This window comes from Allobosea sp. P4_C6, assembly GCF_056402015.1.
In genome coordinates, this window is the sequence record NZ_JBFUIF010000004.1 from 70,235 (window position 1) to 95,370 (window position 25,136).

At 66.9% G+C, this 25,136-nt stretch carries 25 protein-coding genes and 1 tRNA gene; 20 read left to right on the forward strand and 6 right to left on the reverse strand.

Annotated elements, in window-relative coordinates; genetic code table 11:
- Positions 1-154: 154 nt before the first annotated feature.
- Positions 155-3,097: a sensor histidine kinase gene (locus tag AC1DVA_RS04190; protein ID WP_476805064.1), complete on the reverse strand. Its 2,943-nt coding sequence runs from the start codon at positions 3,095-3,097 to the stop codon at positions 155-157.
- A gap of 224 nt (positions 3,098-3,321) precedes the next feature.
- Here AC1DVA_RS04190 and AC1DVA_RS04195 point away from each other — a divergent pair, with 224 nt between their 5' ends.
- From AC1DVA_RS04195 to AC1DVA_RS04215, 5 genes are all read left to right on the forward strand, one after another.
- On the forward strand, positions 3,322-3,720 hold the full coding sequence (locus AC1DVA_RS04195) for a phasin (protein WP_265052272.1): 399 nt from the start codon (positions 3,322-3,324) through the stop codon (positions 3,718-3,720).
- A gap of 91 nt (positions 3,721-3,811) precedes the next feature.
- Positions 3,812-4,855, forward strand: coding sequence for a phasin family protein (locus AC1DVA_RS04200; RefSeq protein WP_476805065.1), 1,044 nt, complete (start codon positions 3,812-3,814; stop codon positions 4,853-4,855).
- 147 nt (positions 4,856-5,002) lie between these two features.
- Positions 5,003-5,079 (forward strand) — tRNA-His (locus AC1DVA_RS04205).
- Between the two features lie 189 nt (positions 5,080-5,268).
- On the forward strand, positions 5,269-5,697 hold the full coding sequence (locus tag AC1DVA_RS04210) for an Hsp20 family protein (protein ID WP_265052274.1): 429 nt from the start codon (positions 5,269-5,271) through the stop codon (positions 5,695-5,697).
- A gap of 111 nt (positions 5,698-5,808) precedes the next feature.
- Entirely contained in the window at positions 5,809-6,075 is a 267-nt protein-coding gene (locus AC1DVA_RS04215; RefSeq protein WP_265052275.1) for a BQ00720 family protein, read from the forward strand.
- A gap of 22 nt (positions 6,076-6,097) precedes the next feature.
- Here the strand turns inward: AC1DVA_RS04215 and AC1DVA_RS04220 are convergent, their stop codons facing one another.
- A complete protein-coding gene (locus tag AC1DVA_RS04220; protein WP_476805066.1) occupies positions 6,098-6,874 on the reverse strand; it encodes an alpha/beta hydrolase in 777 nt (258 codons plus the stop codon).
- Positions 6,875-6,981: 107 nt separating this feature from the next.
- On the opposite strand from AC1DVA_RS04220, the gene AC1DVA_RS04225 reads away from it, so the two are divergent.
- Both AC1DVA_RS04225 and infC read left to right on the forward strand, forming a co-directional pair.
- Positions 6,982-8,199: a glycosyltransferase family 4 protein gene (locus tag AC1DVA_RS04225; protein WP_476805067.1), complete on the forward strand. Its 1,218-nt coding sequence runs from the start codon at positions 6,982-6,984 to the stop codon at positions 8,197-8,199.
- A gap of 117 nt (positions 8,200-8,316) precedes the next feature.
- Positions 8,317-8,859 (forward strand): translation initiation factor IF-3, encoded by a 543-nt coding sequence (gene infC / locus AC1DVA_RS04230; protein ID WP_265055037.1) that lies wholly within the window; start codon positions 8,317-8,319, stop codon positions 8,857-8,859.
- A gap of 66 nt (positions 8,860-8,925) precedes the next feature.
- Here the strand turns inward: infC and AC1DVA_RS04235 are convergent, their stop codons facing one another.
- The gene (locus AC1DVA_RS04235; RefSeq protein ID WP_265052278.1) at positions 8,926-9,522 is read right to left on the reverse strand and encodes a TetR/AcrR family transcriptional regulator; all 597 of its coding nucleotides are present in this window, start codon (positions 9,520-9,522) and stop codon (positions 8,926-8,928) included.
- A gap of 108 nt (positions 9,523-9,630) precedes the next feature.
- Between AC1DVA_RS04235 and AC1DVA_RS04240 the strand changes: the two genes are divergently transcribed.
- Positions 9,631-10,839, forward strand: coding sequence for an MFS transporter (locus AC1DVA_RS04240; RefSeq protein WP_476805068.1), 1,209 nt, complete (start codon positions 9,631-9,633; stop codon positions 10,837-10,839).
- A gap of 80 nt (positions 10,840-10,919) precedes the next feature.
- Here the strand turns inward: AC1DVA_RS04240 and AC1DVA_RS04245 are convergent, their stop codons facing one another.
- Positions 10,920-11,945 (reverse strand): amino acid ABC transporter substrate-binding protein, encoded by a 1,026-nt coding sequence (locus AC1DVA_RS04245; RefSeq protein ID WP_476805069.1) that lies wholly within the window; start codon positions 11,943-11,945, stop codon positions 10,920-10,922.
- A 270-nt stretch (positions 11,946-12,215) separates the two neighbouring features.
- Here AC1DVA_RS04245 and rpmI point away from each other — a divergent pair, with 270 nt between their 5' ends.
- Both rpmI and rplT read left to right on the forward strand, forming a co-directional pair.
- On the forward strand, positions 12,216-12,416 hold the full coding sequence (gene rpmI, locus AC1DVA_RS04250; RefSeq protein ID WP_131860007.1) for a 50S ribosomal protein L35: 201 nt from the start codon (positions 12,216-12,218) through the stop codon (positions 12,414-12,416).
- A gap of 28 nt (positions 12,417-12,444) precedes the next feature.
- Entirely contained in the window at positions 12,445-12,819 is a 375-nt protein-coding gene (rplT, locus tag AC1DVA_RS04255) for a 50S ribosomal protein L20 (RefSeq protein WP_476805070.1), read from the forward strand.
- 165 nt (positions 12,820-12,984) lie between these two features.
- Here the strand turns inward: rplT and AC1DVA_RS04260 are convergent, their stop codons facing one another.
- A complete protein-coding gene (locus tag AC1DVA_RS04260) occupies positions 12,985-13,761 on the reverse strand; it encodes an LOG family protein (protein WP_476805159.1) in 777 nt (258 codons plus the stop codon).
- Positions 13,762-13,875: 114 nt separating this feature from the next.
- Here AC1DVA_RS04260 and pheS point away from each other — a divergent pair, with 114 nt between their 5' ends.
- The 7 genes from pheS (at position 13,876) to AC1DVA_RS04295 (ending at position 22,355) form a co-directional block, all read left to right on the forward strand.
- Complete coding sequence (pheS, locus tag AC1DVA_RS04265; RefSeq protein WP_476805071.1) at positions 13,876-14,958, forward strand: phenylalanine--tRNA ligase subunit alpha; 1,083 nt, start codon at positions 13,876-13,878, stop codon at positions 14,956-14,958.
- A 28-nt stretch (positions 14,959-14,986) separates the two neighbouring features.
- Positions 14,987-16,168 (forward strand): ceramide glucosyltransferase, encoded by a 1,182-nt coding sequence (locus tag AC1DVA_RS04270; protein WP_476805072.1) that lies wholly within the window; start codon positions 14,987-14,989, stop codon positions 16,166-16,168.
- A 28-nt stretch (positions 16,169-16,196) separates the two neighbouring features.
- The gene (pheT, locus tag AC1DVA_RS04275) at positions 16,197-18,620 is read left to right on the forward strand and encodes a phenylalanine--tRNA ligase subunit beta (protein WP_476805073.1); all 2,424 of its coding nucleotides are present in this window, start codon (positions 16,197-16,199) and stop codon (positions 18,618-18,620) included.
- Positions 18,621-18,854: 234 nt separating this feature from the next.
- The gene (locus AC1DVA_RS04280) at positions 18,855-19,766 is read left to right on the forward strand and encodes an alpha/beta fold hydrolase (protein WP_265052285.1); all 912 of its coding nucleotides are present in this window, start codon (positions 18,855-18,857) and stop codon (positions 19,764-19,766) included.
- Positions 19,763-20,839: a tartrate dehydrogenase gene (locus AC1DVA_RS04285; protein ID WP_476805074.1), complete on the forward strand. Its 1,077-nt coding sequence runs from the start codon at positions 19,763-19,765 to the stop codon at positions 20,837-20,839. The genes AC1DVA_RS04280 and AC1DVA_RS04285 overlap by 4 nt, the downstream gene beginning before the upstream one ends.
- A gap of 49 nt (positions 20,840-20,888) precedes the next feature.
- On the forward strand, positions 20,889-21,593 hold the full coding sequence (locus tag AC1DVA_RS04290) for a TerC family protein (RefSeq protein ID WP_476805075.1): 705 nt from the start codon (positions 20,889-20,891) through the stop codon (positions 21,591-21,593).
- A 21-nt stretch (positions 21,594-21,614) separates the two neighbouring features.
- Complete coding sequence (locus AC1DVA_RS04295; protein ID WP_476805076.1) at positions 21,615-22,355, forward strand: TerC family protein; 741 nt, start codon at positions 21,615-21,617, stop codon at positions 22,353-22,355.
- A 9-nt stretch (positions 22,356-22,364) separates the two neighbouring features.
- Here the strand turns inward: AC1DVA_RS04295 and AC1DVA_RS04300 are convergent, their stop codons facing one another.
- Positions 22,365-22,973 carry a 4'-phosphopantetheinyl transferase family protein gene (locus tag AC1DVA_RS04300; RefSeq protein WP_476805077.1) on the reverse strand — a complete coding sequence of 203 codons (609 nt, stop codon included), beginning with the start codon at positions 22,971-22,973 and terminating at the stop codon, positions 22,365-22,367.
- 16 nt (positions 22,974-22,989) lie between these two features.
- Between AC1DVA_RS04300 and AC1DVA_RS04305 the strand changes: the two genes are divergently transcribed.
- The 3 genes from AC1DVA_RS04305 to AC1DVA_RS04315 all read left to right on the forward strand — a co-directional run bounded on the left by AC1DVA_RS04305 (position 22,990) and on the right by AC1DVA_RS04315 (position 25,123).
- Complete coding sequence (locus AC1DVA_RS04305; protein WP_476805078.1) at positions 22,990-23,820, forward strand: AzlC family ABC transporter permease; 831 nt, start codon at positions 22,990-22,992, stop codon at positions 23,818-23,820.
- On the forward strand, positions 23,807-24,124 hold the full coding sequence (locus AC1DVA_RS04310; RefSeq protein ID WP_476805079.1) for an AzlD family protein: 318 nt from the start codon (positions 23,807-23,809) through the stop codon (positions 24,122-24,124). Before AC1DVA_RS04305 ends, AC1DVA_RS04310 begins: the two co-directional genes overlap by 14 nt.
- A gap of 126 nt (positions 24,125-24,250) precedes the next feature.
- Positions 24,251-25,123: a branched-chain amino acid aminotransferase gene (locus AC1DVA_RS04315; protein WP_476805080.1), complete on the forward strand. Its 873-nt coding sequence runs from the start codon at positions 24,251-24,253 to the stop codon at positions 25,121-25,123.
- Positions 25,124-25,136: the final 13 nt, after the last annotated feature.

The window sequence follows — 25,136 nt, forward strand, 5'->3', positions numbered from 1 at the left end:
CATCGCGTCAGCGATGAGCCCGGAACCCAGAGCCGCCGCCGATTCTGGTCAAGGCGCAGGCCCGGCCGTGTTCAAATGAAACAGGGCATCGGTTCTGGGTTCCGGGCTCGGGCCTTCGGCCCGCCCCGGAATGACGGCTCGCGTTTGTGTATCGTCAGCTCGCCAGCACGCGCTGCGGCGGGAAGGTGATCTCGACCAGCGTGCCTTCCTTCTTGACTGATGTGATCGACATCGCGGCGCGGTTTGCCTCGACCAGCGCCTTGGTCAGCGGCAGGCCGAGGCCGGTACCGCCCGCGCGCCGCGTCGTCGGCACCTGCCGGAAGGGCTCGAGCGCAAGCTTCAGCTCGTCATCATCCATGCCGATGCCGGTATCGCGCACCCGCAGGATCGCCTCGCCCTGATCGCCGAGCGCGGTCGAGATGATCACCTGCCCGCCGGCATCGGTGAACTTCACCGCGTTGGAGAGCAGGTTGATCGCGATCTGCCGGATGGAACGTTCGTCGGCGACGACCGGCGGCAGCTTCGGGGACAGGCCGGAGCGCAGCACGACGCGTCCGCGTTGCGCCTCGGGCTGCAGCAGCGAGACGGTCGACAGCGCGATCTCGTTCAGGTTGACGCTGACGAAATCGAGGTCGAGCTTGCCGGCCTCGATCTTGGCGAGATCGAGCAGGTCGTTGACCAGGCTGATGACGTAGCCGCCGGACTGGTGGATGTCGCGCAGATATTCCTTGTAGCGCTCGTTGGCGATCGGCCCGAAGCGTTCCTCCGCCATCACCTCGGCAAAGCCGATGATGGCGTTGAGCGGGGTGCGGATCTCATGGCTGATCTTGGCGAGCACGTCGGATTTCTGTGCGCTCGCCATTTCCGCAGCCTTGCGCGCGTCGACCAGCTCGCCCTCGGTCTTCTTCCAGGCGGTGATGTCTCGCAGCACCGCGCAGAAGCGCGGCTCGGCCCCATGCGCGATCTGGCCCATGGTCATGAACAGCGGGATCTTGCCGCCCTGGCGCACCCGGCCCTGCACCTCGCGCCCGTCGTTCAGCACCGAGGCGACGCCGCCGCCTTTCAGGCCTTCGAGATAGTCGAGCGCCGGCGCATGGCTCTCGCTGGCGAAAAGCAGCGTGAACAATTCGCCTGTGACCTCGCGCTGGTCGTAGCCGAACAGCGCCTCGGCCGCCTTGTTCAGCGCCAGGATGCGCCCGCGATCATCGACCGTGACGACGCCGTCCGTCGCCGTGTCGAGCATGGCGGTGAGTTCGTCGATGCGGGCATCGCGGGTCTCGGCGTCGAGCCTGAGCGCCTCGACACGCGCCGCCGATTCGGATTCCTCGGCAGCGAACTCGGCCGCAAGCTCGGCTTCCTCCGCCTCTTCCGGCGTCAGCACCTTGACCTCGCCGCCGCCATTGGGATGGCGGAAGGCCATCAGCGTTGCCGGCTCGTCCTGCCAGCTGACGCTGGAAAGGATGGCATCGACGCTGACCAGATGGCCCCGGCGATCGATCAGCGTCATCGCGCCACCTTCGGCGCGCGAGGCTTCCTTGATAAGGCGGCTGACATTGCCGCCGGCCTTCAAATCGGCGAGGTCGGCAAAGTCGAGCAGGTCGAGCAGCGTGCGGTTGGCGTAGACCGCCTCGTCGCCGCGGTTCACCAGGACGGCGACGGGCAGACGGTCGAGCACATCGGCATGGGAGTTGCGCTGCCGTGCGGGCGCGACGGCAGAGTCCGCTTCGGCTCCCGCCTTCTCTGCGGCGGCGGCTGCCTCTTCGCGTTCCTTGACCTGCAGCGGCGCGACGGGCGGCAGCCGTGGGCCGACTGTTTCCTCGTCGCCGGCCAGCCGCGCGCCCAGCGCCTTGGCGATCTCGCGGAAGGCATTGCGCTCGGCGGAACTGAGGTGAGGCTTCGACGGCTCCAGAACCGGCCGCAGCGTGGTCAGCGTGCCGTTACGGAGCGGGACGATGTTGCCGCCCGGTGCCGCAGCTTCAGCCACAGGCTGCTCGTCGCCAAGCCATTCGGCCGGCCGAATCTCGGGCTCATCGTCTTCAGCCGGATTCGCGAGCGGCGTGGCAGCGCCTTCATCGACATGGCCCTCCGCTTCCGGCTGCTCATGCTGATCAGCAGCGTCTTCGGCGAGGGGCTCGGGAATTTCGTCGGCTTGTGCCGGTAGAGCATCCGCTTCGGGCGCGGTTTCCGTCGCGGCTGCAGGCTCTTCCTGCCGGCTCGCCTTATCGTGCTCCGCAACCGGCGCGTCCGCTTCCGGCAGGTCGAGGACGGCTTCCGGCGCGGCGAAAGGCTCGCGCTCGTTCAGGCGGGCGATGCCGAAGCCGCGAAATCCGGTGAGCGCGCGTCCGGCATCGAGAAGCGGCACGCCCGAGAGCTCGACGCGCGCCCCTTCGCCGGGCGTATCCGTCTGCCAGAGCAGGGCGTGGCCGCTCCAGGTCGCCGCCGTGGCGAGCCGCTCCGCCAGCCCGCCGTCGCGGTCGAGAACGGTGGAGCCGAGGAGGTCGTGCCAGCTTTTGCCGGCAAGCCCGGCTGCGGCCTCTGCGCCGGTCAGGGCTGCGATCTGTTCGGAGACGCTGGTCAGCGTCCCCTCGCGGTCGCTCTGCCACAGAAAGCGAATCATTGCCGGCCGCGCAGGCGCGGCGGCTTCGACCTCGGCCGGCGGTGTGGGGGGCGTCGCGATCGTAGCGGCTGCCGTCGGCTCGCTGGACTGGGGAATCGCGATGCCCAGCCGGCGCAACTCGGCTGCCGAAACCACGACCGCCAGGACCGTTTGTCCATCGGGGCAGGACAGGAGTTTGCAGCCGCAGGTGACGGGCAGGGCGGCGAAGCCCGAAGTCAGGCGCAGCCTTTCGAGGCGGATGCCGGCCATGGAGGCCAGGCCGCCGGCGAGGGCATCGAGGCGCTGCCGCGCTTGATTCGGAACGACGATTTCAGCGGTCTTGCCGCCGAGCAGAGCCTGGCCGGCGGAGTTGGCGAAGCCGGGGCGTCCGGCGCCGGCATCCCAGAGAAGCAGGGCGCCGCCCGCGGCAAAGGTCGCAAGGGCGGCGTCCTCAGCCGCCGCCGCTCCCCGTCGCGCCCAGTCCTGTCCGGATTCGCTCATGCCTGCCTGCTCGTTCAATCCGCGCCCGTTATGCCTAACAAACCTTTAATAGCTCCCAAATGGCCGCAAATCCATGGAACCAAAGATCGCTCTCCCGCTTCTCCTCGAAACAGCGTTAACATGGGCGGCGTCGCGATAGGTCACGCGGTTGTCATTGCATTGCAACAATGATATTGCAGTGCACAATATTGTAAGGCTTGGCTGCAAGACGACAGGAGGATCCCATGAACGGCAAATCACCCTACGAAGTGCCAACCGAGATGCGCGAGTTCGCGGAACGCAGCGTCGAGCAGGCCCGCAAGGCTTTCGACGGCTTCATCGGCGCGGCCCAAAAGGCTGTGGATAGCGCCCATGGCTCGGCCGAGAACGCCCGCGCCAACACTCACGACGCCACCCGCAAGGCGATCGCCTATGCGGAAGACAATGTCGCGGCGGCTTTCGACTTCGCCCAGAAGCTGGTGACGTCGAAGGACCTCACCGAGGTCATGCAGCATCAGTCGGATTTCCTGAAGTCCCAGATGGCGTCGTTCCAGACCCAGCTCAAGGATCTCGGGGCTGCCGCCCAGGACGCTGCGACGAAGGCTGCCGAGACCGTCAGCAAGGCCACCAAGGGCGGCCGCTGAGGCGCGTCTGCCGGCGCTACTGCGCGCCGGCACACATTCTGGCCGGGCCAAGGGCCCGGCTTCCGCTGTTTGCCGCTGAAGGAGAGCCGCCATGGTTAAGCCTGCTCCCACCAGGACCACGTCCAAGGTTCCGGTCAGCCTGCCTCCGGTGAGGGCGCTGTCGCCCGCGCCTGCCGAGAAGCAGGTCGACAAGCTGCCGTCGCCGAATCCGGATGCGCGTCCCGCCGCCAGCGACGCGACGCCGCCTCGGCCTGCTCCCGCCAGCCCGGCCGTTTCGAAGCCCGCTTCTCCCGCGGACGCGGCCCCTGCGGCGGCTGCTCCCGTCGTCGTGGCTCCCCCGGCTGTCGCTCCCGCAGTGGCCGCGCCAAGTGCAGCCGCGCCAAGTGCAGCAGCTCCGGTTGCCGCGCAGAACAAGCCTTTGGCCGCAGTCTCACCGCCGGCAGCGCGAACCGAAGCGGTTGCTCCGGCCGAGGTCGCTCCGGTCAAGGAGGCCGTTACTCCGGTTAAGGCGGATCGGCCTGCCGTGACACCGGTCTCCGTCGCTGCCAAGAAGGCGGCGCCGGCCAAGAAAGCAGCTTCGGCCAAGATCCGCATCGAGAAGCCGGTCGCCAAGGTCGTTGCGCCGAAGATTGCTGCCAAGGCCGCTCCCGCTGCGCCGAAGGTGGCCCCGCAAGCTCCCGCGCCTCAGAAGGCCACTCCCAAAACCATCGCCAAGCCCGCCGCGCCGAAGGCGACATCAGCGCCGGCGAACGCCGCTGTGGCTGCACCTCCTGCCAGGACGATCCAGCCGGTCGCTGCACCCGCTCCTGCACCCGCCAAGCCGGTGCAGCCGGTATCGCTCGATTCGCTGCCTCTGCCGCGGCCGCCCGAGGCTGTCACCGTCGCGTCCGCGACCGTGATGAGCCAGGCGCTGACGATGGCACGGGCTTTCGGCGCCTTGCAGGCCCGCATGCTCGACCATGCCTGCGCGGAACTGGAAGCGACGTTGCACGACGCCCAGACGGTGGCGCGCAGCAACAGCGCGTCCGAAGCCATCACGCTTCAGGCCAAGGCGGTTCGCCGCAGCTACGAATCCTACGCGGACCACCTGAAGGAGCTTGCGCGCGTCGCCAATGCCGCCTTGCGCAAGGATTGATGGGCCACTGTGTACGGCGCACTCTCGGGCGCGCCGAAATTCGGCCGGCCGAATGCATTACGCGGTTGCAAAAGCAAAAACTCGGCACTAGGGTCCGCGCCGCTGGTGACCCCGCCGAGGCGGCTGGTTGCAAGGCCCAAGGTACGGGCAGCCATAGCTCAGTTGGTTAGAGCGCTAGATTGTGGATCTAGAGGTCCCCCGTTCAAGCCGGGGTGGCTGTACCATCTTTTCGACGAGAATCCTGAAGCGACCGTCGGCTGGCCAGGGCTCTCCGGTGCCTGTTCGGCTCCTCTTGAAGCAAGGCCTGCGGTTCGCCATATCCTTGCCGAGCGAAAGGGTTCGCCTTTCGCCCGCGGGGTGCTGCCGGCTGCGGGTCCCGATGATAGTGAGGCGCCTTTCGAGGGCCTGGATAGATGACGCGTACGCCTAGCCTGTCCCATCCGTTCCTGCTCGGCTTCGACGACATCGAGCGTGCGCTCGACCGTGTCGCCAAGGGCGCGAGCGAGGGTTATCCGCCCTACAACATCGAGCGGCTGCCCCGGACGGAGGACGAGCCCGATCGCCTGCGCATCACGCTGGCCGTCGCGGGCTTCTCGCGCGAGCAGCTCGAGATCACGCTGGAGGAGAACCAGCTCACGATCCGTGGCCGCCAGAGCGACGATAAGAATCGCCAGTTCCTGCACCGCGGGATCGCCGCCCGTCAGTTCCAGCGCAGCTTCCTGCTGGCCGACGGTATGCAGGTCCTTGGCGCGGATTTGTCGAACGGCCTGCTCGCGATCGATCTGGTCAGGCCGGAACCGGAACGGCTCATCCGGCGTATCGATATCATGAGCCGCGAGTAGAGGACGGAGTCCCGTCCAGCTTTTGAAGGATGCGTCAGCGGTTTTCGCATCTGTTCATAATTGAAGGCGCAGTATCAGAACCGCATTCGCACTGCTCTGAAGGAGGGCGCGATGAAACAGGACAGAATCCTTATCCAGGCCGACCCGCTGACCCCTGCGGAATTCGCCGCGCTCGGCGCCGGCGAAGTGGCATATGTCAAGCCGATGACCTCGGACGAGCTCATGCGGATCTTCCCGCAGGCGCCGAAGATCGAATCCGGCTTGCAGCTCTTCACACTGCTCTCGGCCGATGGCGCGCCGATCCTCGTGACGGATACGCGCGAGGCTGCGACGGCCAATGCCTGGGAGCACGACCTGAAGATGGTCAGCGTCCACTGACGCTGACCGCCCTTCCGGGCGTTCAGGGCGCGGTCGCCATTCCGGCGACTGCTGTTTGCAGCCGCACGATATCTTCCGGCGTGGACAGGCGGTGATCGCCGTCCTTGATCAGCGTCAGCACGACCGGATCGCCGCTCAGGTGCTCGACCAGCTTCAAGGCCTGGCGCCAGGGCACGTCGGGATCGCGCATGCCCTGCAGGATATGGACGGGGCAGCCGGCCCGGATTTCGCCGCCGAACATCAGGTGCTGCCGCCCGTCCTCGATCAGGGCGCGGGTGATCGGCGTCGGATCGGGTGAATATTCGGAAGGGCGCAGCCAGACGCCTTCGTCCAGGATCGCCCGGCGGATCGCGTCGGGCATCTGCGCCCACATCAGTTCCTCTGAGAAATCGACGGCCGGCGCGATCAGAACGAGGCCGGCCGGCTGGAGCGGGGACCCGAACAGGCGGCGCGCCGCGAGCAGCGCGATCCAGCCGCCCATCGATGATCCCACCAGGATCGGAGGCTGGCGGCACTGGCTTTCGATCGCAGCGAGCGCATCGGCCAGCCAGTGCGACAAGGTGAAGCCGGCGAAGTCGCCTTCGCTCTCGCCATGGCCGCCATAGTCGAAGCGCAGATAGGCGCGCCCGGTGTCATAGGCCCAGTCTGACAGGGCCTCGGCCTTGGTCGCGCGCATGTCGGAGCGGAAGCCGCCGAGCCAGACCACGGGCGCCCCGGTGCCCGGGTGAAAGAGATAGGCGAGGCGGCGCCGATCAGGGCCGTTTCCGACGTCGAGCCATTGCGGCGGCTGGCGCTCCAAGGCAAATCTCCTGTGACGAATCGCTTGGCCGCGGCGATTAAAGGCTGCGGTCGCGGCCGCATAGGGGCATATTCGCCCCCGTTGTCGAAAGTCCAGACCAAGAGCGCATGTCCTTCAAGCCGGGTGCCCATCTTTCGCTGCCGTCGACCGAAACGCATCCGCTGGCGGGGCGGACGATCCTGCAGATCATCCCCGAGCTGGAGGCAGGCGGAGCCGAGCGCACGGCGGTCGACATCGCCAAGGGGCTGACGGATGCCGGCGCCCGCGCTCTGGTCGCGACCGAGGGCGGGCGCCTCGTCGCTGAGCTTCAGGCCAAGGGGGGTGTCTGGCTGCCCTTCCCGGCGGCCTCGAAGAATCCGGTCGCGATGGCGCTCAACATCCGCAAGCTCGTGCTGCTCTGCCGGCAGGAGGGCGTGGAACTGATCCATGCCCGCTCGCGCGCGCCGGCCTGGGTCGCGCTCGGCGCGGCGAAGCTGCTGAAGCTGCCCTTCGTCACCACCTATCACGGCTCCTACAACAGCCGTTCGGCGGTGAAGACGCTCTATAATTCGGTGATGACGCGCGGCGACGTCGTCATCGCCAACTCCGGCTATACGGCCGAGCTGATCCTGTCGAAGCACCCGATGGCGCGCGAGCGGATCAGGGTCGTCAACCGTGGCACCAATTTCTCGGCCTTCGCGCCGGCTGCCGTCGGCGCCGAGCGGGTCCAGGCGCTGCGCAAGGCCTGGGGCGTCGAGCCGCATCAGCGCATCGTCCTGCTGCCCGGCCGGCTGACCGGCTGGAAAGGCCAGCGTGTGCTGATCGAGGCCGCGCGGCTGATGCGCGATGGCGGCGACAGCGAGACCGCCTTCATCCTCGCCGGCGACGCGCAGGGGCGGGACGGCTACGTCAAGGAGCTCGACGGGCTCATCGCCAAGGCGGGGCTGGAGGGCCGTGTCCGGCGCGTCGGCCATTGCACGGACATGCCCGCCGCGATGCTGTCGGCAGCGGTCGTCGCCGTGCCGTCGACGGAGCCCGAAGCTTTCGGACGCGTCGCTGTCGAGGCGCAGGCGATGGGTACGCCCGTCGTGGTCTCCGATCTCGGCGCCGTGCCGGAAACGGTGCTGGCCCCGCCGCAGGTCGCGCCGGGGGAGCGCACCGGCTGGCATATCCCGCCGGGCGATCCGGCCGCTCTGGCGGCTGGGTTGAGCGAGGCGTTGGCGCTGCGTCCGTCCGCTCGCGATGCCCTGGCGAGGCGGGCGCGCGAACATGTAGAGAAGCATTTTTCGCTCGAGTCGATGGTGACGGAAACCCTCGATGTCTACTGCGCGTTGCTGGAACGCTGAGGCGCTACGGCCCAGGTGAATGGCTGCCGCAGCGGCGTCATGCATTGACAACGCGCATCTTTGTGCAATGTGTCTCAATCAACGGCGCGATACGCGCCAAATGCAGGAGAATACCCCATTCGTCGCCCTTACCGTGCTGCCCCGACCCCGACCAAGGAAGGTCCCCGTTCGAACCGTGATATTCGCGGAGTTCGCGAGGTTCAGCTCATCGACGACACAGGCGCCAACCGTGGCGTGGTGTCGTTCTTCGAGGCGCTGAAGATCGCCGAGGATGCCGGTCTCGACCTCGTCGAGATCGCCCCGAACTCCGTACCGCCCGTCTGCAAGATTCTCGATTACGGCCGTTTCCGCTTCCTGGAGCAGAAGAAGGCGGCAGAGGCGCGCAAGAAGCAGCGCACCATCGAGATCAAGGAGATCAAGCTGCGTCCCGGCATCGACAAGCACGATTACGACGTGAAGATGAAGGCGATGCACGGCTTCTTCGAGGAGGGCGACAAGGTGAAGGTCACCCTGCGCTTCCGCGGCCGCGAGATGGCTCACCAGGATCTCGGCGTGAAGGTGCTGGAGCGCGTCAAGGTCGATACGGCCGAGTTCGCCAAGGTCGAAAGCGACTGGCAGCTGGAAGGCCGCCAGATGGTGATGGTCCTGGCGCCGCGCTGAGGCGCCCGTCTGTCCAGCGATCTCGTTCAAGGCAGATCGAGAAGGGGCGCCTCCGGGCGCCCTTTCTCATTTCGGCCGGTGCAACAAGCCGTCGAGCATCGCGTTGAAGGCGTCGGTCGCCGCCTGTAGGGCGGCTTCCGGTTGCGGGGCATGCGCGATCCATTGGGCCGCATGCTGGGTGGCGCCGACGATCAGCCGCGCCACGGCTTCCGGGTCGAGCGGCGCCAGCGCGCCGTCCGCGACGAGTTCGCCGAGGCCCCGGGTCATCATGCGGATACAGTCGTTCTGGATCGGCCAGTTCCAGGGGTCGCCGAGCACGGCAGGCCCGTCGCGCAGGACGATGCGCTGGATCTCTGGCTCCAGCGCCATCGCGAGATAGGCGGCGCATTCGTCGCGGAACCCGGTCCAGCGATCCTCCGCCTTGGCCGCGACGGCGCGCAGCCGCACAGTCATTTCCGCGTCGATCTGGTCCAGAACCGCCGCAAAAAGTCCCTTCTTGTCGCCGAAATGGTGATAGAGCGCGCCGCGGGTCAGCCCGGCCGAAGCGGTCAGGTCGTCCATCGATGCTGCCGCATAGCCGACCGTGCCGAACGCCTCGCGCGCCGCCGAAATCAGGCTGGCGCGGGTTTCCGCGATCATGTCGGCGCGAAGCCTGCGAGCCATCATAACCCTTTCACATACGGTTCGTATGTTAATTGACATACGCAACGTATGCAATTACCCATTCGCATACGCGGCGTATGTCCGCTCTTCCTTCGGGACAAGCCTGTCATGCCTAATCCCTATCGCGAGATTTTCCGCGCGCCAGGCGCGCTCGCCTTTTCGTCCGCCGGCTTCGTCGCGCGCCTGCCTGCCTCGATGGTCGGGCTCGGCATCGTCACCATGCTGTCGGAACGGCGCGGGGAATACGCCATCGCCGGTGCGGTCGCCGCGACCTTCGCGCTCGCCAGCGCGCTGATCACGCCGCAGATCTCGCGCCTCGTCGATCGCTACGGCCAGCGCCGCGTGCTGATGCCGGCCACAGTGGCGGCAGCCTTGGCGCTGAGCGCGTTGATGCTGTCGACATGGGCGGGGGCCCCCAGCTGGCTGCTCTTCGTCTTCGCGCTGCTCTCTGGCCTGATGCCGAGCATCGGCGCGATGGTGAGGGCACGCTGGACCGAATTCTATCGCGATACGCCGCAATTGCGCACGGCCTTCGCCTTCGAATCGGTGGTCGACGAGATCATCTTCATGGTCGGGCCGATCGTCGCGATCGGGCTGAGCGTCAGCCTGTTTCCCGAAGTCGGGCCGCTGGCCGCGCTGCTGTTTTTGGTCGTCGGCGTGCCGCTGCTCTGTGTCCAGCGGCGCACCGAGCCGCCGGTCCGCGCCCATGCCGCGGACGCCGATGTCTCGGTCATCCGGCTTGGCGGCGTGCAGGTCGTCGTGCTCGCCATGATCGCGGTCGGCGCCATCTTCGGCACTGCCGAGATCACCGCCGTCGCCTTCGCCGAAGCGCAGGGCCAGAAGGCGATGGCGAGCGTCGTGCTTGCCATCTATGCGGCGGGCTCGCTGATCGTCGGCCTCGTCTTCGGTACGCTCAAGCTCAAGGCCACGCTCGCCACGCAGTTCCTCGCCGCGATCACGCTCGCGGCCCTGACGACGCTGCCCTTGCTGGCAGTCGAGGGACTGGTGTCGCTGGCGCTGGTCTTCTTCCTGGCCGGGGCGGCGGTTTCGCCGACGATCATCATCGCCATGGGGCTGATCGAGCGCCTGGTCTCGCCGCGCCAGCTCACCGAGGGCATGACATGGGGCATCACCGGCATCGGCATCGGCATGGCCTTCGGCGCCTCGGCGGCCGGCGCGCTGATCGATGCCTTCGGCGCCCGCAGCGGCTTCTGGATCTCGGTCGCCGCCGGTGTCGCGGCGCTGCTCGTCACGCTCATCGGCTACAGCCGGCTGCTCGGGGAACGCAAGCAGACCGTGCTCTGCAAAGCAGCCTGAGCCGCTTCGAACCAAAAGGGCCGCCCCTTCGGAAGGGGCGGCCCGTTCTTCTCATCGCTACCTCGGCGAAGCCGTTAGCCTCAGCGAATTGGCGGGGCGTACTGCAGCCCGCCCTGGGTCCAGAGCTTGTTGGCGCCGCGCGGCAGCGGGTTGCGCGTGTTCGGCCCGAAATGCCGATCGAAGCTCTCGCCGTAGTTGCCGACAGCTTTGACGACCCGCACGACCCAGTCGTTGCTAAGGCCGAGCGCCTCGCCGAATTTGCCTTCGCTGCCGAGCATGCGGCGGATTTCGGGATTCTGCGAAGTCTTCGCCATCTCCTCGACATTGGCCTGCGTCACGCCGAACTCCTCGGCATTGATCAGCGCGAAGGCCGTCCAGCGCACGATGTCGAACCAGGCTGGATCGTTCTTGCGAACCCAGGGGCCGAGCGGCTCCTTGGAGATGACCTGCTGCAGCAGCACATGCTCTTCCGGGTCCTTCAGCCTGCCGCGCGTGCCGGCAAGCGACGAGAGGTCGGTGGTGTAGGCATCGCAGCGGCCCGCCTCATAGGCCTGCACGGTGTCGTCCAGGGTGGCGAAGGCGACGGTCTCGAACTTGATGCCGTTGGTGCGGCCATAGTCGGCGAGGTTGAGCTCGGTCGTCGTGCCCTGCGCCACGCAGACCGAGGCGCCGTTCAGGTCCTTGACGTCTTTCACATTGACCTTCTTGCGGACGATGAAGCCCTGGCCATCGTAATAGTTGACCGCCGTGAACGTCAGGCCCTGGCCGATGTCGCGGCCGAGCGTCCAAGTCGTGGTGCGGGCGAGCACGTCGATCTCGCCGCTCTGGAGCGCGACGAGCCGGTTCTTGCTCGACAGCGACAGATAGCTCGCCTTTTTCGGGTCGTTGAAGATCGCCGCCGCCAGGGCGCGGCAGACGTCGGTGTCGAAGCCCTGCCAGATGCCGTTGCCATCCTGCAGCGAGAAGCCGGGCACGCCTTCGCTGGTGCCGCAGATGATGTTGCCGCGGGCCTTGATCTTGTCGAGCGTGGATTGGGCAAGCGCAGGGGCCGAGGCGGCAGCCGTCAAGGCCAGGCCGGCGGCGAGGCTAAGCAGAAACTTCTTCACAGAGGGATTCTCCAGATGCGGAACGTGACGGATGACCTTACGTCGTGACAACCGTTTGAAGGAAGAGCGCAGATACCGGGCGTTTTTCTCGGCGGCCTCTCGCCGCGTTGCCGGCTTCGCACTTGCCAGAGCGGCGCTTTTCTGCGATAGGGCCGGCCTTCGATCGCCCGGCTGATAAGGGCTGCCGTGGCGGTCGTGCTTTGCTTCCTGAAAGCAAGACATTGGCAACGCGTTCAAAAAACGCGCGGCCACGACCATTGAGGAGCTGAAATGCCCAAGATCAAGACGAAGTCGAGCGCTAAAAAGCGCTTCAAGATCACCGGTACCGGCAAGGTGCTCTACGCCCAGGCCGGCAAGCGTCACGGGATGATCAAGCGGACCAACAAGCAGATCCGCAACCACCGCGGCACGACGACCCTCTTCGAGGGCGATGCGGCCAACGTGAAGAAGTACTTCCTCCCCAACGGCTGACGCCACCTGACACACCGGAGATCATGACATGGCTCGCGTGAAACGGGGCGTGACTGCCCACGCCAAGCACAAGAAGACACTCAAGGCCGCCAAGGGCTTCTATGGCCGCCGCAAGAATACGATCCGCGCCGCCAAGGCGGCCGTCGATCGCTCGATGCAGTACGCCTATCGCGACCGCAAGAACAAGAAGCGCTCGTTCCGCGCGCTCTGGATCCAGCGCCTCAACGCTGCGGTGCGCGAGCACGGCCTGACCTATTCGGTCTTCATTGGCGGCCTGATCAAGGCCGGCATCGAGCTCGACCGCAAGACCCTGTCGGCCATGGCGATCGACGACGTGGCATCGTTCACGGCCGTGGTCGAGACCGTCAAGGGCGCGCTCGGCACCGAAGCCAAGGCCGCCTGAGCGGACTGGTATCGCTGAATTGGAAAAGGCCGGCGGTGACGCCGGCCTTTTTCTTTGGCGATGTGGCAAGGGCACGTCATTCTCGGGCGACCGAAGGGAGATCCGAGAATCTTTGGCCGGGGGAGGCGCCGCGTCACAAGGGCCTTTCCGGGGAGAGCGGAAGGGTCAGCTCTGCACGCTGCCGTTCGTCGGCGGGTTCCAGCCATCGCCGGCGCCTTCGACGATCCGGTCATAGGCTTGCTCGGGCGTGTCGACATAGCTGAAGAGCTTCAGGTCCTCACGGCGGATGAAACCGGCCGCTTCCATCCGACCGAGGTTGAGCAGGCCCTGCCAGTAGCCGGAATCGTAGAGCACGATCGGCACCGGCCCCATCTTTCCCGTCTGCACCAGCGTGATGATCTCGAACAGCTCGTCGAGCGTGCCGAAGCCGCCGGGGAAGACCACGAGCGCCGCAGCGCGCATGGCGAGATGCATCTTGCGCATTGCGAAATAGTGGAAGCGGAAGGTCAGGTCGGGCGTCGACCAGGCGTTCGGCTCCTGCTCGTGCGGCAGGGTGATGTTGAAGCCGATCGAGATCGCGCCGGCCTCGGTCGCGCCGCGATTGGCCGCTTCCATGATGCCCGGCCCGCCGCCGGTGGCGATGACGTGGTGGCGCCCGGCCTCGCCGTCGCGCAGCGCGCCGCCACGTTCGGAGGCGATGCGGCCGAACTGCCGGGCGGCTTCGTACCAGGGGTTGCCCTCGCGCACCCGCGCCGAGCCGAAGACCACGATCGTCGAGACGACGCCGCGCGCCCGCAGATGGTTCTCCGCCTTCTGATATTCCAGCATGAAGCGCACGCCGCGGGTCGAATCGCCGAGGATGAAATCGGGGTCGCGGGCGGCGAGCCGATAGGAGGGCGATTCCTTCTGGGCGGTGTTGTCGGGCAAGGCATCCTCCTGCATCGGCATCGACGAAGCTGAACCGGTTCGGCAAAGCGTCGCTTCGCTCTGGCATAAGCCGGCTGTTCCCGCTAGAACGCGCCCGTTCCCACGCCTTCAACGCTTGCGACCCATTCAATGACCGATATCGCCACCCTGGAACGCGACGTCCTCGCCGCGATCGACACCGCCTCCGACGAAACTGCCGTCGAGGATGTGCGCATCGCCGCGCTCGGCAAGTCCGGCTCGATCTCGGCGCTGCTGAAGACGCTGGGCGCGATGACGCCCGACGAGCGCAAGGAGAAGGGCCCGCTGATCAACGGCCTGCGCGACCGCGTGCAGGGCGCGATCGCGGCCCGCAAGGAAGCGCTCGGCGAGGCGGCGCTGGAGACGAGGCTCGCCTCCGAGCGCGTCGACGTGTCGCTGCCGGTTCAGGATGGCCCGGAGGCGCGGGGCCGCATCCACCCGATCAGCCAGGTCATCGACGAGATCACCGCGATCTTCGGCGATATGGGCTTCGCCATCGCCGAGGGGCCGGATGTCGAGACCGACGACCTCAACTTCACCAAGCTGAACTTCCCGGTCGGCCATCCCGCCCGCGAGATGCACGACACCTTCTTCTTCGCGCCGGATGCCAATGGCGAGCGCAAGCTGCTGAGGACACACACCTCGCCGGTGCAGGTGCGCACCATGCTGGTGCAGGAGCCGCCGATCCGCGTGATCTGCCCGGGCCGGACCTACCGCAACGATTCCGACCAGACCCACACCCCGATGTTCCATCAGGTCGAGGGCCTCGTCATCGACAAGACGGCCCATCTCGGCCATCTGAAGTGGATCCTGGAGGAGTTCTGCAAGTCCTTCTTCGAGATCGACGACGTGAAGATGCGCTTCCGCCCGTCCTTCTTCCCCTTCACGGAGCCTTCGATGGAGGTCGACATCCAGTGCTCGCGCAAGGGCGGCGAGATCCGCTTCGGCGAGGGCGAGGACTGGCTGGAGATTCTCGGCTGCGGCATGGTCCATCCGAACGTGCTGCGCAATTGCGGGCTCGACCCGGAAGTCTATCAGGGCTTCGCCTGGGGCATGGGCATCGACCGCATCGCCATGCTGAAATACGGCATGCCGGACCTGCGCCCCTTCTTCGAGGCTGACGTGCGCTGGCTCGCCCATTACGGCTTCCGCCCGCTCGACCTGCCGACGCTGACGGGCGGCCTTTCTTCATGATGCAGTGGACCGGCCAGGGGAGGGCGCGATGACGCCTGCGGGCTGGGCGGCGCTGTTTGCCGGGCTGCTGAGCGCGACGAACCTGGCGAGCCAGGCCATCGCGCTCCGGCGGCTGCGCCGGCCTTTGCAGCGCTCGGTCCTGCTCGACACCTTGCCGCCGGTCACCATCGTCAGGCCTGTGCGCGGCATCGAGGCCTTCAGCCGCGAGACGGCGATCTCCGGGCTTGAGCTCGACTATCCCAGCTACAGCACGATCTTCTGCGTCGCCGATGCGCAGGACCCGATCGTTCCGCTGGTCGAGGAATTGATCGGCATCTACGGCGCCGACAAGGTCAGGCTGATCATCGGCGACGTCGCGGTCAGCGCCAATCCAAAGCTGAACAATTGCGTGCGCGGCTGGGAGGAGGCGACGACCGACTGGGTCATCCTCGCCGATTCCAACGTGCTGATGCCGAAGGATTATATCCAGCGCATGCTCGCCGCCTGGCAGCCTGCCACCGGGCTCGTCTGCTCGACGCCGGCCGGCTCCCGGCCGCAGAGCTTCGGCGCCGAGGTCGAATGCGCCTTCCTCAACGCCTTCCAGGCACGCTGGCAATATGTCGGCGAAGCCTTGGGGCTGGGCTTCGCGCAAGGCAAGTCGATGCTCTGGAACAAGCCCTTCCTCGACGCGCTGGGCGGTATCGCCGCGCTCGGCGCCGAGATCGCCGAGGATGCCGCCGCGACCAAGCTCGTGCGCGGCGCCGGCAAGCATGTCCATCTCGTCGGCCAGCCCTTCGAGCAGCCGCTCGGCCCGCGCCGCCTGGCGGATGCGGTGCAGCGCCAGTTCCGCTGGGCGCGGCTGCGGCGCGTGACCTTCCTGCCGTTCTTCATGCTGGAGCTCATCTCCGCGCCGCTCCTGCCGGCCGTGCTGGCGGCCTTCGGCGCCCCGGCGCTGGGCTTGCCGTTCTGGCTGGGGCCGCTTCTGGTGCTGCTGCTCTGGTATGTCGGCGACATCGTGCTGTCCGCCAGCGTCGGCTGGTTTCTGAACTGGCGTACGCCGCTCGCGATGCTGGTGCGAGACATCGCCTTCCCCGGTGTCTGGGCCTATGCCTTCGTCGGCGGGGAAGTGAGTTGGCGTGGCAACGCCATGAAGATCCGCACTGACGGCGCCAACGAGCTGAACGACACGACGCCGACGCTTTCGACGGCGAACTCGAAGATTTCCGACTGATCTGGCAAGCTATTGATCTGACAACGCGATGAAATTCACGATTTCCTGGCTCAAAGAGCACCTCGACACCGACGCCTCCGTCGCCGAGATCGCCGAAACCTTGACCCGCATCGGCCTCGAGGTCGAGGCGATCGAGGATCGCGCCGCCGCGTTCTCCGCCTTCACCATCGCCTATGTCATCGAGGCGAAGCAGCATCCCAACGCCGACCGGCTGCGCGTCTGCCTGGTCGATACCGGCGCGGGCGAGCCCGTGCAGGTGGTCTGCGGCGCGCCCAATGCCCGCACCGGGATGAAGGGCGTGTTCTCGCCGCCGGGCAGCTACATCCCCGGCAAGAAGATCACCCTCGGCAGGGGCGTGATCCGCGGCGTCGAATCGAACGGCATGCTGGTCTCCGAGGCCGAGCTCGAACTCTCCGACGACCATGACGGCATCATCGATCTGCCTGATGATGCGCCGGTCGGCCAGCCCTACGCGACTTATGCCGGGCTCGACGATGCCGTGATCGAGATCGCGGTGACCCCGAACCGGGCCGATGCGCTCGGCGTCGCCGGCATCGCGCGCGACCTCGCCGCTGCCGGCCTCGGCAAGCTCAAGACGCCGTCGGTACCGCCGGTACGCGGCAGCTTCCCATGCCCGGTCAAGGTTACGCTCGACTTCGCCGACGAGGACCGCAAGCTTTGCCCGGCTTTCGCGCTGCGTCTCGTGCGTGGCGTGAAGAACGGTCCGTCGCCGGACTGGCTGCAGGCGCGGCTGCGCGCCGTAGGCCTGCGCCCGATCAACGCGCTGGTCGACATCACCAACTTCATGACGCTCGACAGCAACCGCCCGCTGCACGTCTTCGACGCCGCCAAGGTGCAGGGCAACCTCACCGTGCGCCGCGCGAAGGCAGGCGAGACCATCCTCGCCCTCGACGGCAAGACCTATACACTCACCGACGAGCAGGTCGTGATCGCCGATGAGCACGGCGTAGAGTCGCTCGCGGGCATCATGGGCGGCGAAGCCTCCGGCAGCAGCGAAACGACCACCGACGTGCTGATCGAGAGCGCGCTCTGGGATCCGCTCAATGTCGCCCGCTCGGGCCGCGCACTCGGCATCAACTCGGATGCGCGCTATCGCTTCGAGCGCGGCGTCGATCCCGATTTCGCCCGGCCCGGCCTCGACCTCGCCACGGCGATGGTCATCGATCTCTGCGGCGGCGAGGCCTCCGAGATGGAGTTCGCCGGCGAATTGCCTGACAGCCCCGGCGCGATCGACTTCCCCTGGTCGGAGGTCAAGCGCCTCACCGGGCTCGACCTGCCGCAGGCGGAGATGAAGCTCGCGCTGACCTCGCTCGGCTTCCACGTCTCGGGCGCGGGGGACCGGGTCAAGGTCGCGCCGCCGTCCTGGCGCGCCGATGTCGGCGGCAAGGCGGATCTGGTCGAGGAGATCGTCCGCATAGCCGGCCTGGATCGCGTCGCCTCGACGCCGCTGCCGCGCATCAAGGGCGAGGTGGTCAAGCCGGTGCTGACCGTGCTGCAGAAGCGCACGCGCATCGCCAAGCGCACGCTCGCGGCGCGCGGCCTCGTCGAGGCCGTGACCTGGTCCTTCATCTCGCAGGATCAGGCCAGGCTCTTCGGCGGCGGCTCGCCCAAGCTCGCGCTCGCCAATCCGATCGCCGCCGATCTCTCCGACATGCGCCCCTCGTTGCTGCCGGGCCTGATCCGGGCTGCGCAGGCCAATGCCGATCGCGGCTTCCCCGATGTCGCGCTGTTCGAGGTCGGCCAGATCTTCAAGAGCGACGAGCCGGAAGGCCAGCTCATCGCCGCAACGGGCCTGCGCCGCGGTACGGCCCGCCTCGAAGGCGTCGGTCGCCATTGGGATGGCGGCGCCAAGCCGGTCGATGCCTTCGATGCCAAGGCCGATGTGCTCGGCCTGCTGGCCGGGCTCGGCGTGCCGACCGGTGGCCTGCAGATCGTTGCGGGCGGCCCGGTCTGGGCCCATCCCGGCCGCTCGGCCACGCTGCAGTTCGGCCCCAAAGGCATCGTCGGTGCCTTCGGCGAAATCCACCCGCGCATCCTCAAGGCGCTCGACGTCAAGGGGCCGCTCGTCGCCTTCGAGATCCATCTCGATGCGCTGCCGCTGCCGAAGTCCAAGCCGACCAAGGTCAAGCCGAAGCTAGCCCTCTCCGACTTCCAGCCGGTGACGCGCGACTTCGCCTTCATCGTCGACAAGGCGGTGGCGGCCGGAGATATGGCGAAGACCGCCCAGGGCGCGGACCGTGCCCTGATCACCAATGTCGGCGTCTTCGATCTCTATGAGGGCGCGGGCGTCGACGCCGGCAAGAAGTCGGTCGCGCTCGCCGTGACGCTGCAGCCGACCGAGAAGACGCTGACCGAAGCCGAGATCGAGGCCGTCGGCACCAGGATCGTCGCCGAGATGGGCAAGCGCTACGGCGCGACTCTGCGCGGGTAACGCCGCCATCCAACGCGCGTCATGCTCGGGCTCGACCCGAGCAGCGCGTGCAGGGCGAGGCTCTCTCGCCCTCTTCGGCAGGAGATTCTCGGGTCACCGCTCCGCGGCGCCCGAGAATGACGTCCGGGCGCCCGCCAAGCTCTCACCATTGATCAGGATTGTGTAATAATCCGTGCGCGAAATCCCTGAGCTTTCAGGGTATCGGCTGGCGTATTCTTGCATTGCCGTGGTCCGATGAGCCTCACCGAACGTCCTGTAACGGATAATCTCTTCCCCGGTTTTCGCCTGCTCGACGTTCAGACGTCGGGAGCGCGCATCCGCGTGCGTACGGGCGGGGAGGGGCCGCCGCTCCTGCTGCTGCACGGCTATCCGCAGACGCACGCGCTCTGGCACAAGGTCGCTTCGCGGCTGAAGGACAGCTTCACCCTCGTCTGCGCCGATCTGCGCGGCTATGGCGACAGCGACAAGCTTGCGACAGACGCGGAGCATTCCCCCTATTCGAAGCGCGCCATGGCGCAGGACATGGCCGAGGTGATGACCGCGCTCGGCCACGAACGCTTCTTCGTCGGCGCGCATGATCGCGGCGCCCGCGTCACCCATCGCCTGGCGCTCGACCATGCCGACCGCGTCATGCGCCTTGCCACGCTCGACATCGCGCCGACGCGCGAGATGTACGCCAACACCACCGACGCCTTCGCCCGCGCCTATTGGCACTGGTTTTTCCTGATCCAGCCGGCGCCCTTTCCGGAGCGCATGATCGGTGCCGATCCGGAGGCCTATTGGCGCAAGAAATGCGGGTCCGGCTCGGCGGGGATGACGCCTTTCGCACCTGAGGCGCTCGCCCATTACCTCCGCTGTTTCGCCGACCCMGCGGCGATCCACGGCAGCTGCGAGGACTATCGCGCCGCTGCGACCATCGACATTCGTCACGATGATGAGGATGGCGGGCGCAAGCTGACCCAGCCGCTGCTTGCGCTTTGGGGCGCGAACGGCATCATCGGAAGATGTTTCGACCCGCTGGCCTTGTGGCGTGAGCGTGCGCAGGATGTGCGCGGCCATGCCCTGCCGGGCGGGCATTATCTTGCGGAGGAGGTCCCTGATCTCGTCGCCGCGGAGTTCAGGACGTTCTTCGGAGAAGCCGCATGACCGGGACCAATCGCGTTTACCGTATCGCCGTCATCCCCGGTGACGGCATCGGCAAGGAAGTCATGCCCGAGGGCCTGCGCGTGCTGGAGGCGGCGTCGAAGAAGTTCGGCTTCGAGCTTCGCCTGGACGAGTTCGACTTCTCCTCCTGCGACTACTACGCCAAGCACGGCAAGATGCTGCCGGATGATTGGAAGGAAAAGATCGGCGGCCACGACGCGATCTATTTCGGCGCCGTCGGCATGCCCCAGCAGGTGCCGGACCACATCTCGCTCTGGGGCTCGCTGCTGCTGTTCCGGCGCGAATTCGACCAATATGTCAACCTGCGCCCCGTGCGGCTGATGCCGGGCGTGCCCGGCCCGCTCGTGGGCCGCAAGCCGGGAGACATCGACTTCTTCGTCGTCCGCGAGAACACCGAGGGCGAGTACTCCTCGGTCGGCGGGCGCATGTATGCCGGCACCGAGCGCGAGATCGTCATCCAGGAGACGGTGATGAGCCGCGTCGGCGTCGACCGCGTGCTGAAATACGCCTTCGAGCTCGCCCAGCGCCGCCCGCGCAAGAAGCTGACTTCCGCCACCAAGTCCAACGGCATCTCGATCACGATGCCCTACTGGGACGAGCGGGTGAAGGAGATGGCGAAGAACTATCCCGACGTCGCCGTCGACCAGTATCATATCGATATCCTGACCGCGCATTTCGTTCTGAACCCGGACCGCTTCGACGTTGTCGTCGCGTCCAATCTCTTCGGCGACATCCTCTCCGATCTCGGCCCGGCCTGCACCGGTACGATAGGCATCGCTCCCTCCGGCAACATCAACCCGACCGGCGATCATCCCTCGCTGTTCGAGCCGGTCCACGGTTCGGCGCCGGATATCGCCGGGCAGGGCATCGCCAATCCCGTCGGCATGATCTGGTCGGGCGCGATGATGCTCGATCACCTCGGCGAGCACGAGGCCGCCAAGGGCATCGAGGCTGCGATCGAGCGTTCGCTGGGCGACGCAGGCACCCGCACGCGTGATCTCGGCGGCTCGCTCGGCACGCAGGCGGCCGGCAAGGCCGTTGAGCAGGCGCTTTAAGACGGCCGCCGGGTCGTCGCAAAGAATTTGAACGCAAGGATTTGAAGACATGGATTTGTCGTCGGTTTCCATTGTCGATCCCCTGATCTGGGGCAAGCTGGCCGAGATCATCCTGCTCAACATCGTGCTCTCAGGCGACAACGCCGTCGTCATCGCGCTGGCCTGCCGCGCGCTGGCGCCTGCACAGCGCACCAAGGGCATCGCGCTCGGTGCTGGCGTCGCGGTGGTGCTGCGGGTGGTCTTCACGGTGCTGATAGCCTCGCTGCTCAACACGCCGTTCCTGCGCATCATCGGCGCGGTCCTGCTGATCTGGATCGCGGTGAAGCTGATCGTCGAGGACGAGGGCCAGGACGAGGATTCGATCACCGCGAGCAGCAAGCTCTGGAAAGCGGTGCAGACCGTCGCGATCGCCGACATCGTGATGAGCCTCGACAACGTGCTGGCCATCGCCGCCGTGGCGAAGGACTCGATCCCGCTCCTCATCGCCGGCCTGATCATCTCGATCCCGCTGATCGTGCTCGGCGCTTCGCTGATCACCAATCTGCTGACGCGCTTCCCGATCCTGGTCTGGGCCGGTGCGGCGCTGCTGGGCTGGGTCGCCGGCGAGATGTTCGAGAGCGATCCCTGGCTGATCGCCCGCTTCGGCGAGGAACTGCTGCACAAGCTGGAATACCCGGCCGCGATCCTGGGCGCGCTGCTCGTGCTCGGTCTCGGCTACCTCATCAAATCGCGCCGGCCCGACCCGGCTCACTGACAAGAAAGGGGCAGACCTTCGATGGATTTTTCGTCCTCCACCTTCTGGATATCGCTGCTGCAGATCATCTGGATCGATCTGCTGCTCTCCGGCGATAATGCGATCGTCATCGCGCTCGCCTGCCGCTCGCTGCCGGAGAACCGCAAGAAGATCGGCATCTGGCTCGGTGCCGGCGCGGCCGTCGGCCTGCGCATCATCTTCGCGCTGGTCGTCACCTATCTGCTCGCGGTGCCGTATCTGAAGGTGGTCGGTGGCGTCCTGCTGTTCTGGATCGCGATCAAGCTCGCGGTGGGCGAGGAGGAGTCGCACGGCAACATCGAGGCGAGCGAAAGCCTCTGGAAGGCGGTGCGCACCATCGCCATCGCTGACGCCGTGATGAGCCTCGACAACGTCATCGCCATCGCGGCGGCCTCGCGCGGCCATCCCGAGCTCTTCATCTTCGGCCTGCTGCTCTCGATCCCGCTGATCATCATGGGCGCGCAGCTGTTGACCTCGATCATCGAGCGCTTCCCGATCCTGATCTGGCTCGGGGCCGCGCTGCTGGGCTGGATCGCGGCAGAGATGATCCTCGGCGACATCGCGGTGCTGCGCTGGCTGCAGGCGAACTGGCCGGACTGGGTCATGACGATCCCGGTCGAGGTCAATCCGCTCGGCATCGGCCCGGCGAAAATACCGCAATATGCGGCGGCGGTGATCGGCGCGCTCTTCGTCTGCGTCCTCGGCTATGTGCTGAAGCGCAAGCCGGCCGACCAGCCGGGCTGATCCCCGGCGTCAATCGAGAACGATCACCGCGGCGGCCAGGATATCCTGGCCGCCGTTTTTCATGGTGCGGAGATGCCCTGTCGAGTCGGTGGGGCGCAGCGGATCCGCCACGCAAAAGTGCGTGTCTGATAACAGCGAGACTGCAAAGCTCTCCGGAGAGCGTCCGAAGCCGGTGCCGAGCGCCTTCACATAGGCCTCCTTCGCCGCCCAGAGGCGGGCGAAGGCGAGGGCGCGGGCATCAGGCGCGATCGCAAACAGAGCTTCGCGTTCGGCGGGATGCAGCACATCGAGCGGCGGCAGACCTTGTGTCTCGACCCGTTCGACATCGACGCCGACCGGCTGCGAGGCCAGAGCCACCCCGACCAAGCCCGCCCGCGTCGCGAGCGAAAGCTGCAAACCCCTGTCTCCGGGCTGGACGAGCAGCGGCCGGCCCGCCGGATCGTGCGCGATCACGACATGCTCATCCATGCAGCCAAGCTGGCGGGCGAGCAGGCAACGCGCGACGCCGCGCCTCAGCGCCGAGCGCTCGCCGAGATCGCGCGGGCTCGTCCCGGTCGGGATCAGCCAGACGGCCGGTAGGGCAGGGGCCACGCTGTCGCTGGAATCGAGCCAGAGCATGGCGCGGACTCTAGAGATGCTGCCGCGTACTGTCGCGTTCTGCGCGCAATTCATGCAGCTGCGCCTTTGGTGCGCGTTGACGCGCGCGCGGGCTTTCCGCTTCTGGAACGCGATGTCGCCCGATCCGAACACATTGCCGACCACCGAAAAGCGAGCGCCGGTTACGGGCGCCGGCATGCTGCTGGGTGTGCGCAAGGTCTCTGTGCTGATGCCGGGCGTCATCGTCTTCGCGGTCGCCTTCGGCGCTGCGGCCTCGGCAAAAGGGCTGTCCTTTCTCGAAACCATGCTGATGAGTGCCTTCGTCTATGGCGGCGTGTCGCAACTCGTGGCGATGGAAATCTGGCGGCCTGAATGGAGCTGGGGCGCCATCGCTGGCCTCGCCGTCGTCACGGCGACGGTCAATGCGCGCATGGTCCTGCAGGGCGCCGCGCTCCAGCCCTGGTTCGCGCAGTATCCCAAGACGCTCAACGCCTTCCATCTCTTCTTCTTCACCGACGCCAACTGGCTGATCGGCACACGCTACCAGGCCGAAGGCGGACGCGATCTCGGCGTGCTTGTCGGAGCGGGCATAGCGCTTTGGGCGGTCTGGGTCATCGCGACGGGCGGCGGCTACATGCTCGGCGCGCTGGTGTCGGATCCGCGCCGCTATGGCATCGACCTCGTGATGCCGATCTTCTTCGCCGCGATGATCGTGCCGCTCTGGCGCGGTCGGCGCGGCGCGGTGCCCTGGGTTGTCGCCGGGCTCGTCGCGCTGGTGACGGCCAAGCTCGTCGATGGCTATGCCTTCATCATCGTCGGCTCGCTCGCCGGCGCCGTGACGGGAGCGTTCCGCGATGACGCTGCCTGATCTCGGCACTTGGGGCGCGATCCTCGCCATCGGCGCGATGACGCTGGCGACCTATCTCTGCCGCGTCGCCGGCGTGGCGCTGATGAGCGTCATCCCGCTGACGCCGCATGTCCGGCGCGGGCTTGCCGCGCTGCCGGGCTCGATCGTCGTCGCGACCGTCCTGCCGCTGATCGAGCGATTGGGCTGGACTGCGGCGCTGGCCCTGCTGGTCGCCATCGGCACCATGATCCTGCGGCGCAGCGAGCTGCTGGCGCTGCTGACCGGCATGGCCGCGATCTCCGCCCTGCGCGCGCTCGGCTTCTGACCCATCACCTGTTCCGATTGCTTCCATCACATCCCGTCATTGCGATATGCGTTGGCATGTGTTGACGGCGGACGGTGGGGGGAGGACGGTGCGGCACGGTAAAACTGACTAAAATGGAGCGCCGTCATGGCATGGTATTCTCAGACGTGGACGTGGTTCGATGGCGCCTGGCACGAGGGCAACCCTGGCATCGTCGGTCCGCGCAGCCATGTGCTGTGGCAGAGCTCCTCGGTCTTCGACGGCGGCCGCTATTTCGATGGCGTGGCCCCTGACATCGATCTGCACGCTGCCCGCGTGAACCGTTCGGCGCTGGCGCTCGGCCTCGAGCCCACCGTCACCCCGGAGTTCATCGTCGAGAAGATGTATGAGGGCGCCAAGAAATTCGCGCCCGGCACGGCGCTTTACGTCAAGCCGATGTACTGGGCCGAGGCCGACGGCCCGTCGACCATCATGCCCGATCCCGGCTCGACCCAGTTCGCGCTCTGCCTGTTCGAGGCGGCGATGCCAGCCCCGACCGCCGGCTTCTCTGTGACCAAGGGCATCTATCGCCGCCCGAGCTACGAGACCGCCCCGACCGATTCCAAGGCGGGCTGCCTCTACCCGAACAATGCCCGCGTGCTGAAGGCGGCGAAGGCCGCCGGCTTCGACAACGCGCTGGTGCTCGACATGCTCGGCCATGTCGCGGAGACCGCGACCTCGAACATCTTCCTCGCCAAGGACGGCGTGGTGAAGACTCCGGTCCCGAACGGCACCTTCCTGAACGGCATCACCCGCCAGCGCGTCATCAGGCTGATGCGCGAGAGCGGCGTGGTGGTCGAGGAATGCAGCCTGCGCTACGAGGATTTCGAGCAGGCCGACGAGATCTTCATGTCCGGCAACTACTCGAAGTGCATGCCGGTGACGCGCATCGACAACCGCACGCTCCAGCCCGGCCCGCTCTTCCGCCGCGCCCGCGAACTCTACATGGACTTCGCCCACAGCAAGGCCAAGGCTGCCTGAGCCCGGCCTCCTG

What these genes read in the sequence shown, in the direction of transcription:
- AC1DVA_RS04190 (WP_476805064.1), bottom strand. Translation starts at nt 3,097, where the DNA reads ATGAGCGAATCCGGACAGGACTGGGCGCGACGGGGAGCGGCGGCGGCT.
- AC1DVA_RS04195 (WP_265052272.1), top strand. Translation starts at nt 3,322, where the DNA reads ATGAACGGCAAATCACCCTACGAAGTGCCAACCGAGATGCGCGAGTTC.
- AC1DVA_RS04200 (WP_476805065.1), top strand. Translation starts at nt 3,812, where the DNA reads ATGGTTAAGCCTGCTCCCACCAGGACCACGTCCAAGGTTCCGGTCAGC.
- AC1DVA_RS04210 (WP_265052274.1), top strand. Translation starts at nt 5,269, where the DNA reads ATGACGCGTACGCCTAGCCTGTCCCATCCGTTCCTGCTCGGCTTCGAC.
- AC1DVA_RS04215 (WP_265052275.1), top strand. Translation starts at nt 5,809, where the DNA reads ATGAAACAGGACAGAATCCTTATCCAGGCCGACCCGCTGACCCCTGCG.
- AC1DVA_RS04225 (WP_476805067.1), top strand. Translation starts at nt 6,982, where the DNA reads ATGTCCTTCAAGCCGGGTGCCCATCTTTCGCTGCCGTCGACCGAAACG.
- AC1DVA_RS04235 (WP_265052278.1), bottom strand. Translation starts at nt 9,522, where the DNA reads ATGGCTCGCAGGCTTCGCGCCGACATGATCGCGGAAACCCGCGCCAGC.
- AC1DVA_RS04240 (WP_476805068.1), top strand. Translation starts at nt 9,631, where the DNA reads ATGCCTAATCCCTATCGCGAGATTTTCCGCGCGCCAGGCGCGCTCGCC.
- rpmI (WP_131860007.1), top strand. Translation starts at nt 12,216, where the DNA reads ATGCCCAAGATCAAGACGAAGTCGAGCGCTAAAAAGCGCTTCAAGATC.
- rplT (WP_476805070.1), top strand. Translation starts at nt 12,445, where the DNA reads ATGGCTCGCGTGAAACGGGGCGTGACTGCCCACGCCAAGCACAAGAAG.
- AC1DVA_RS04260 (WP_476805159.1), bottom strand. Translation starts at nt 13,761, where the DNA reads ATGCAGGAGGATGCCTTGCCCGACAACACCGCCCAGAAGGAATCGCCC.
- pheS (WP_476805071.1), top strand. Translation starts at nt 13,876, where the DNA reads ATGACCGATATCGCCACCCTGGAACGCGACGTCCTCGCCGCGATCGAC.
- AC1DVA_RS04270 (WP_476805072.1), top strand. Translation starts at nt 14,987, where the DNA reads ATGACGCCTGCGGGCTGGGCGGCGCTGTTTGCCGGGCTGCTGAGCGCG.
- pheT (WP_476805073.1), top strand. Translation starts at nt 16,197, where the DNA reads ATGAAATTCACGATTTCCTGGCTCAAAGAGCACCTCGACACCGACGCC.
- AC1DVA_RS04285 (WP_476805074.1), top strand. Translation starts at nt 19,763, where the DNA reads ATGACCGGGACCAATCGCGTTTACCGTATCGCCGTCATCCCCGGTGAC.
- AC1DVA_RS04290 (WP_476805075.1), top strand. Translation starts at nt 20,889, where the DNA reads ATGGATTTGTCGTCGGTTTCCATTGTCGATCCCCTGATCTGGGGCAAG.
- AC1DVA_RS04295 (WP_476805076.1), top strand. Translation starts at nt 21,615, where the DNA reads ATGGATTTTTCGTCCTCCACCTTCTGGATATCGCTGCTGCAGATCATC.
- AC1DVA_RS04300 (WP_476805077.1), bottom strand. Translation starts at nt 22,973, where the DNA reads ATGCTCTGGCTCGATTCCAGCGACAGCGTGGCCCCTGCCCTACCGGCC.
- AC1DVA_RS04305 (WP_476805078.1), top strand. Translation starts at nt 22,990, where the DNA reads ATGCTGCCGCGTACTGTCGCGTTCTGCGCGCAATTCATGCAGCTGCGC.
- AC1DVA_RS04310 (WP_476805079.1), top strand. Translation starts at nt 23,807, where the DNA reads ATGACGCTGCCTGATCTCGGCACTTGGGGCGCGATCCTCGCCATCGGC.
- AC1DVA_RS04315 (WP_476805080.1), top strand. Translation starts at nt 24,251, where the DNA reads ATGGCATGGTATTCTCAGACGTGGACGTGGTTCGATGGCGCCTGGCAC.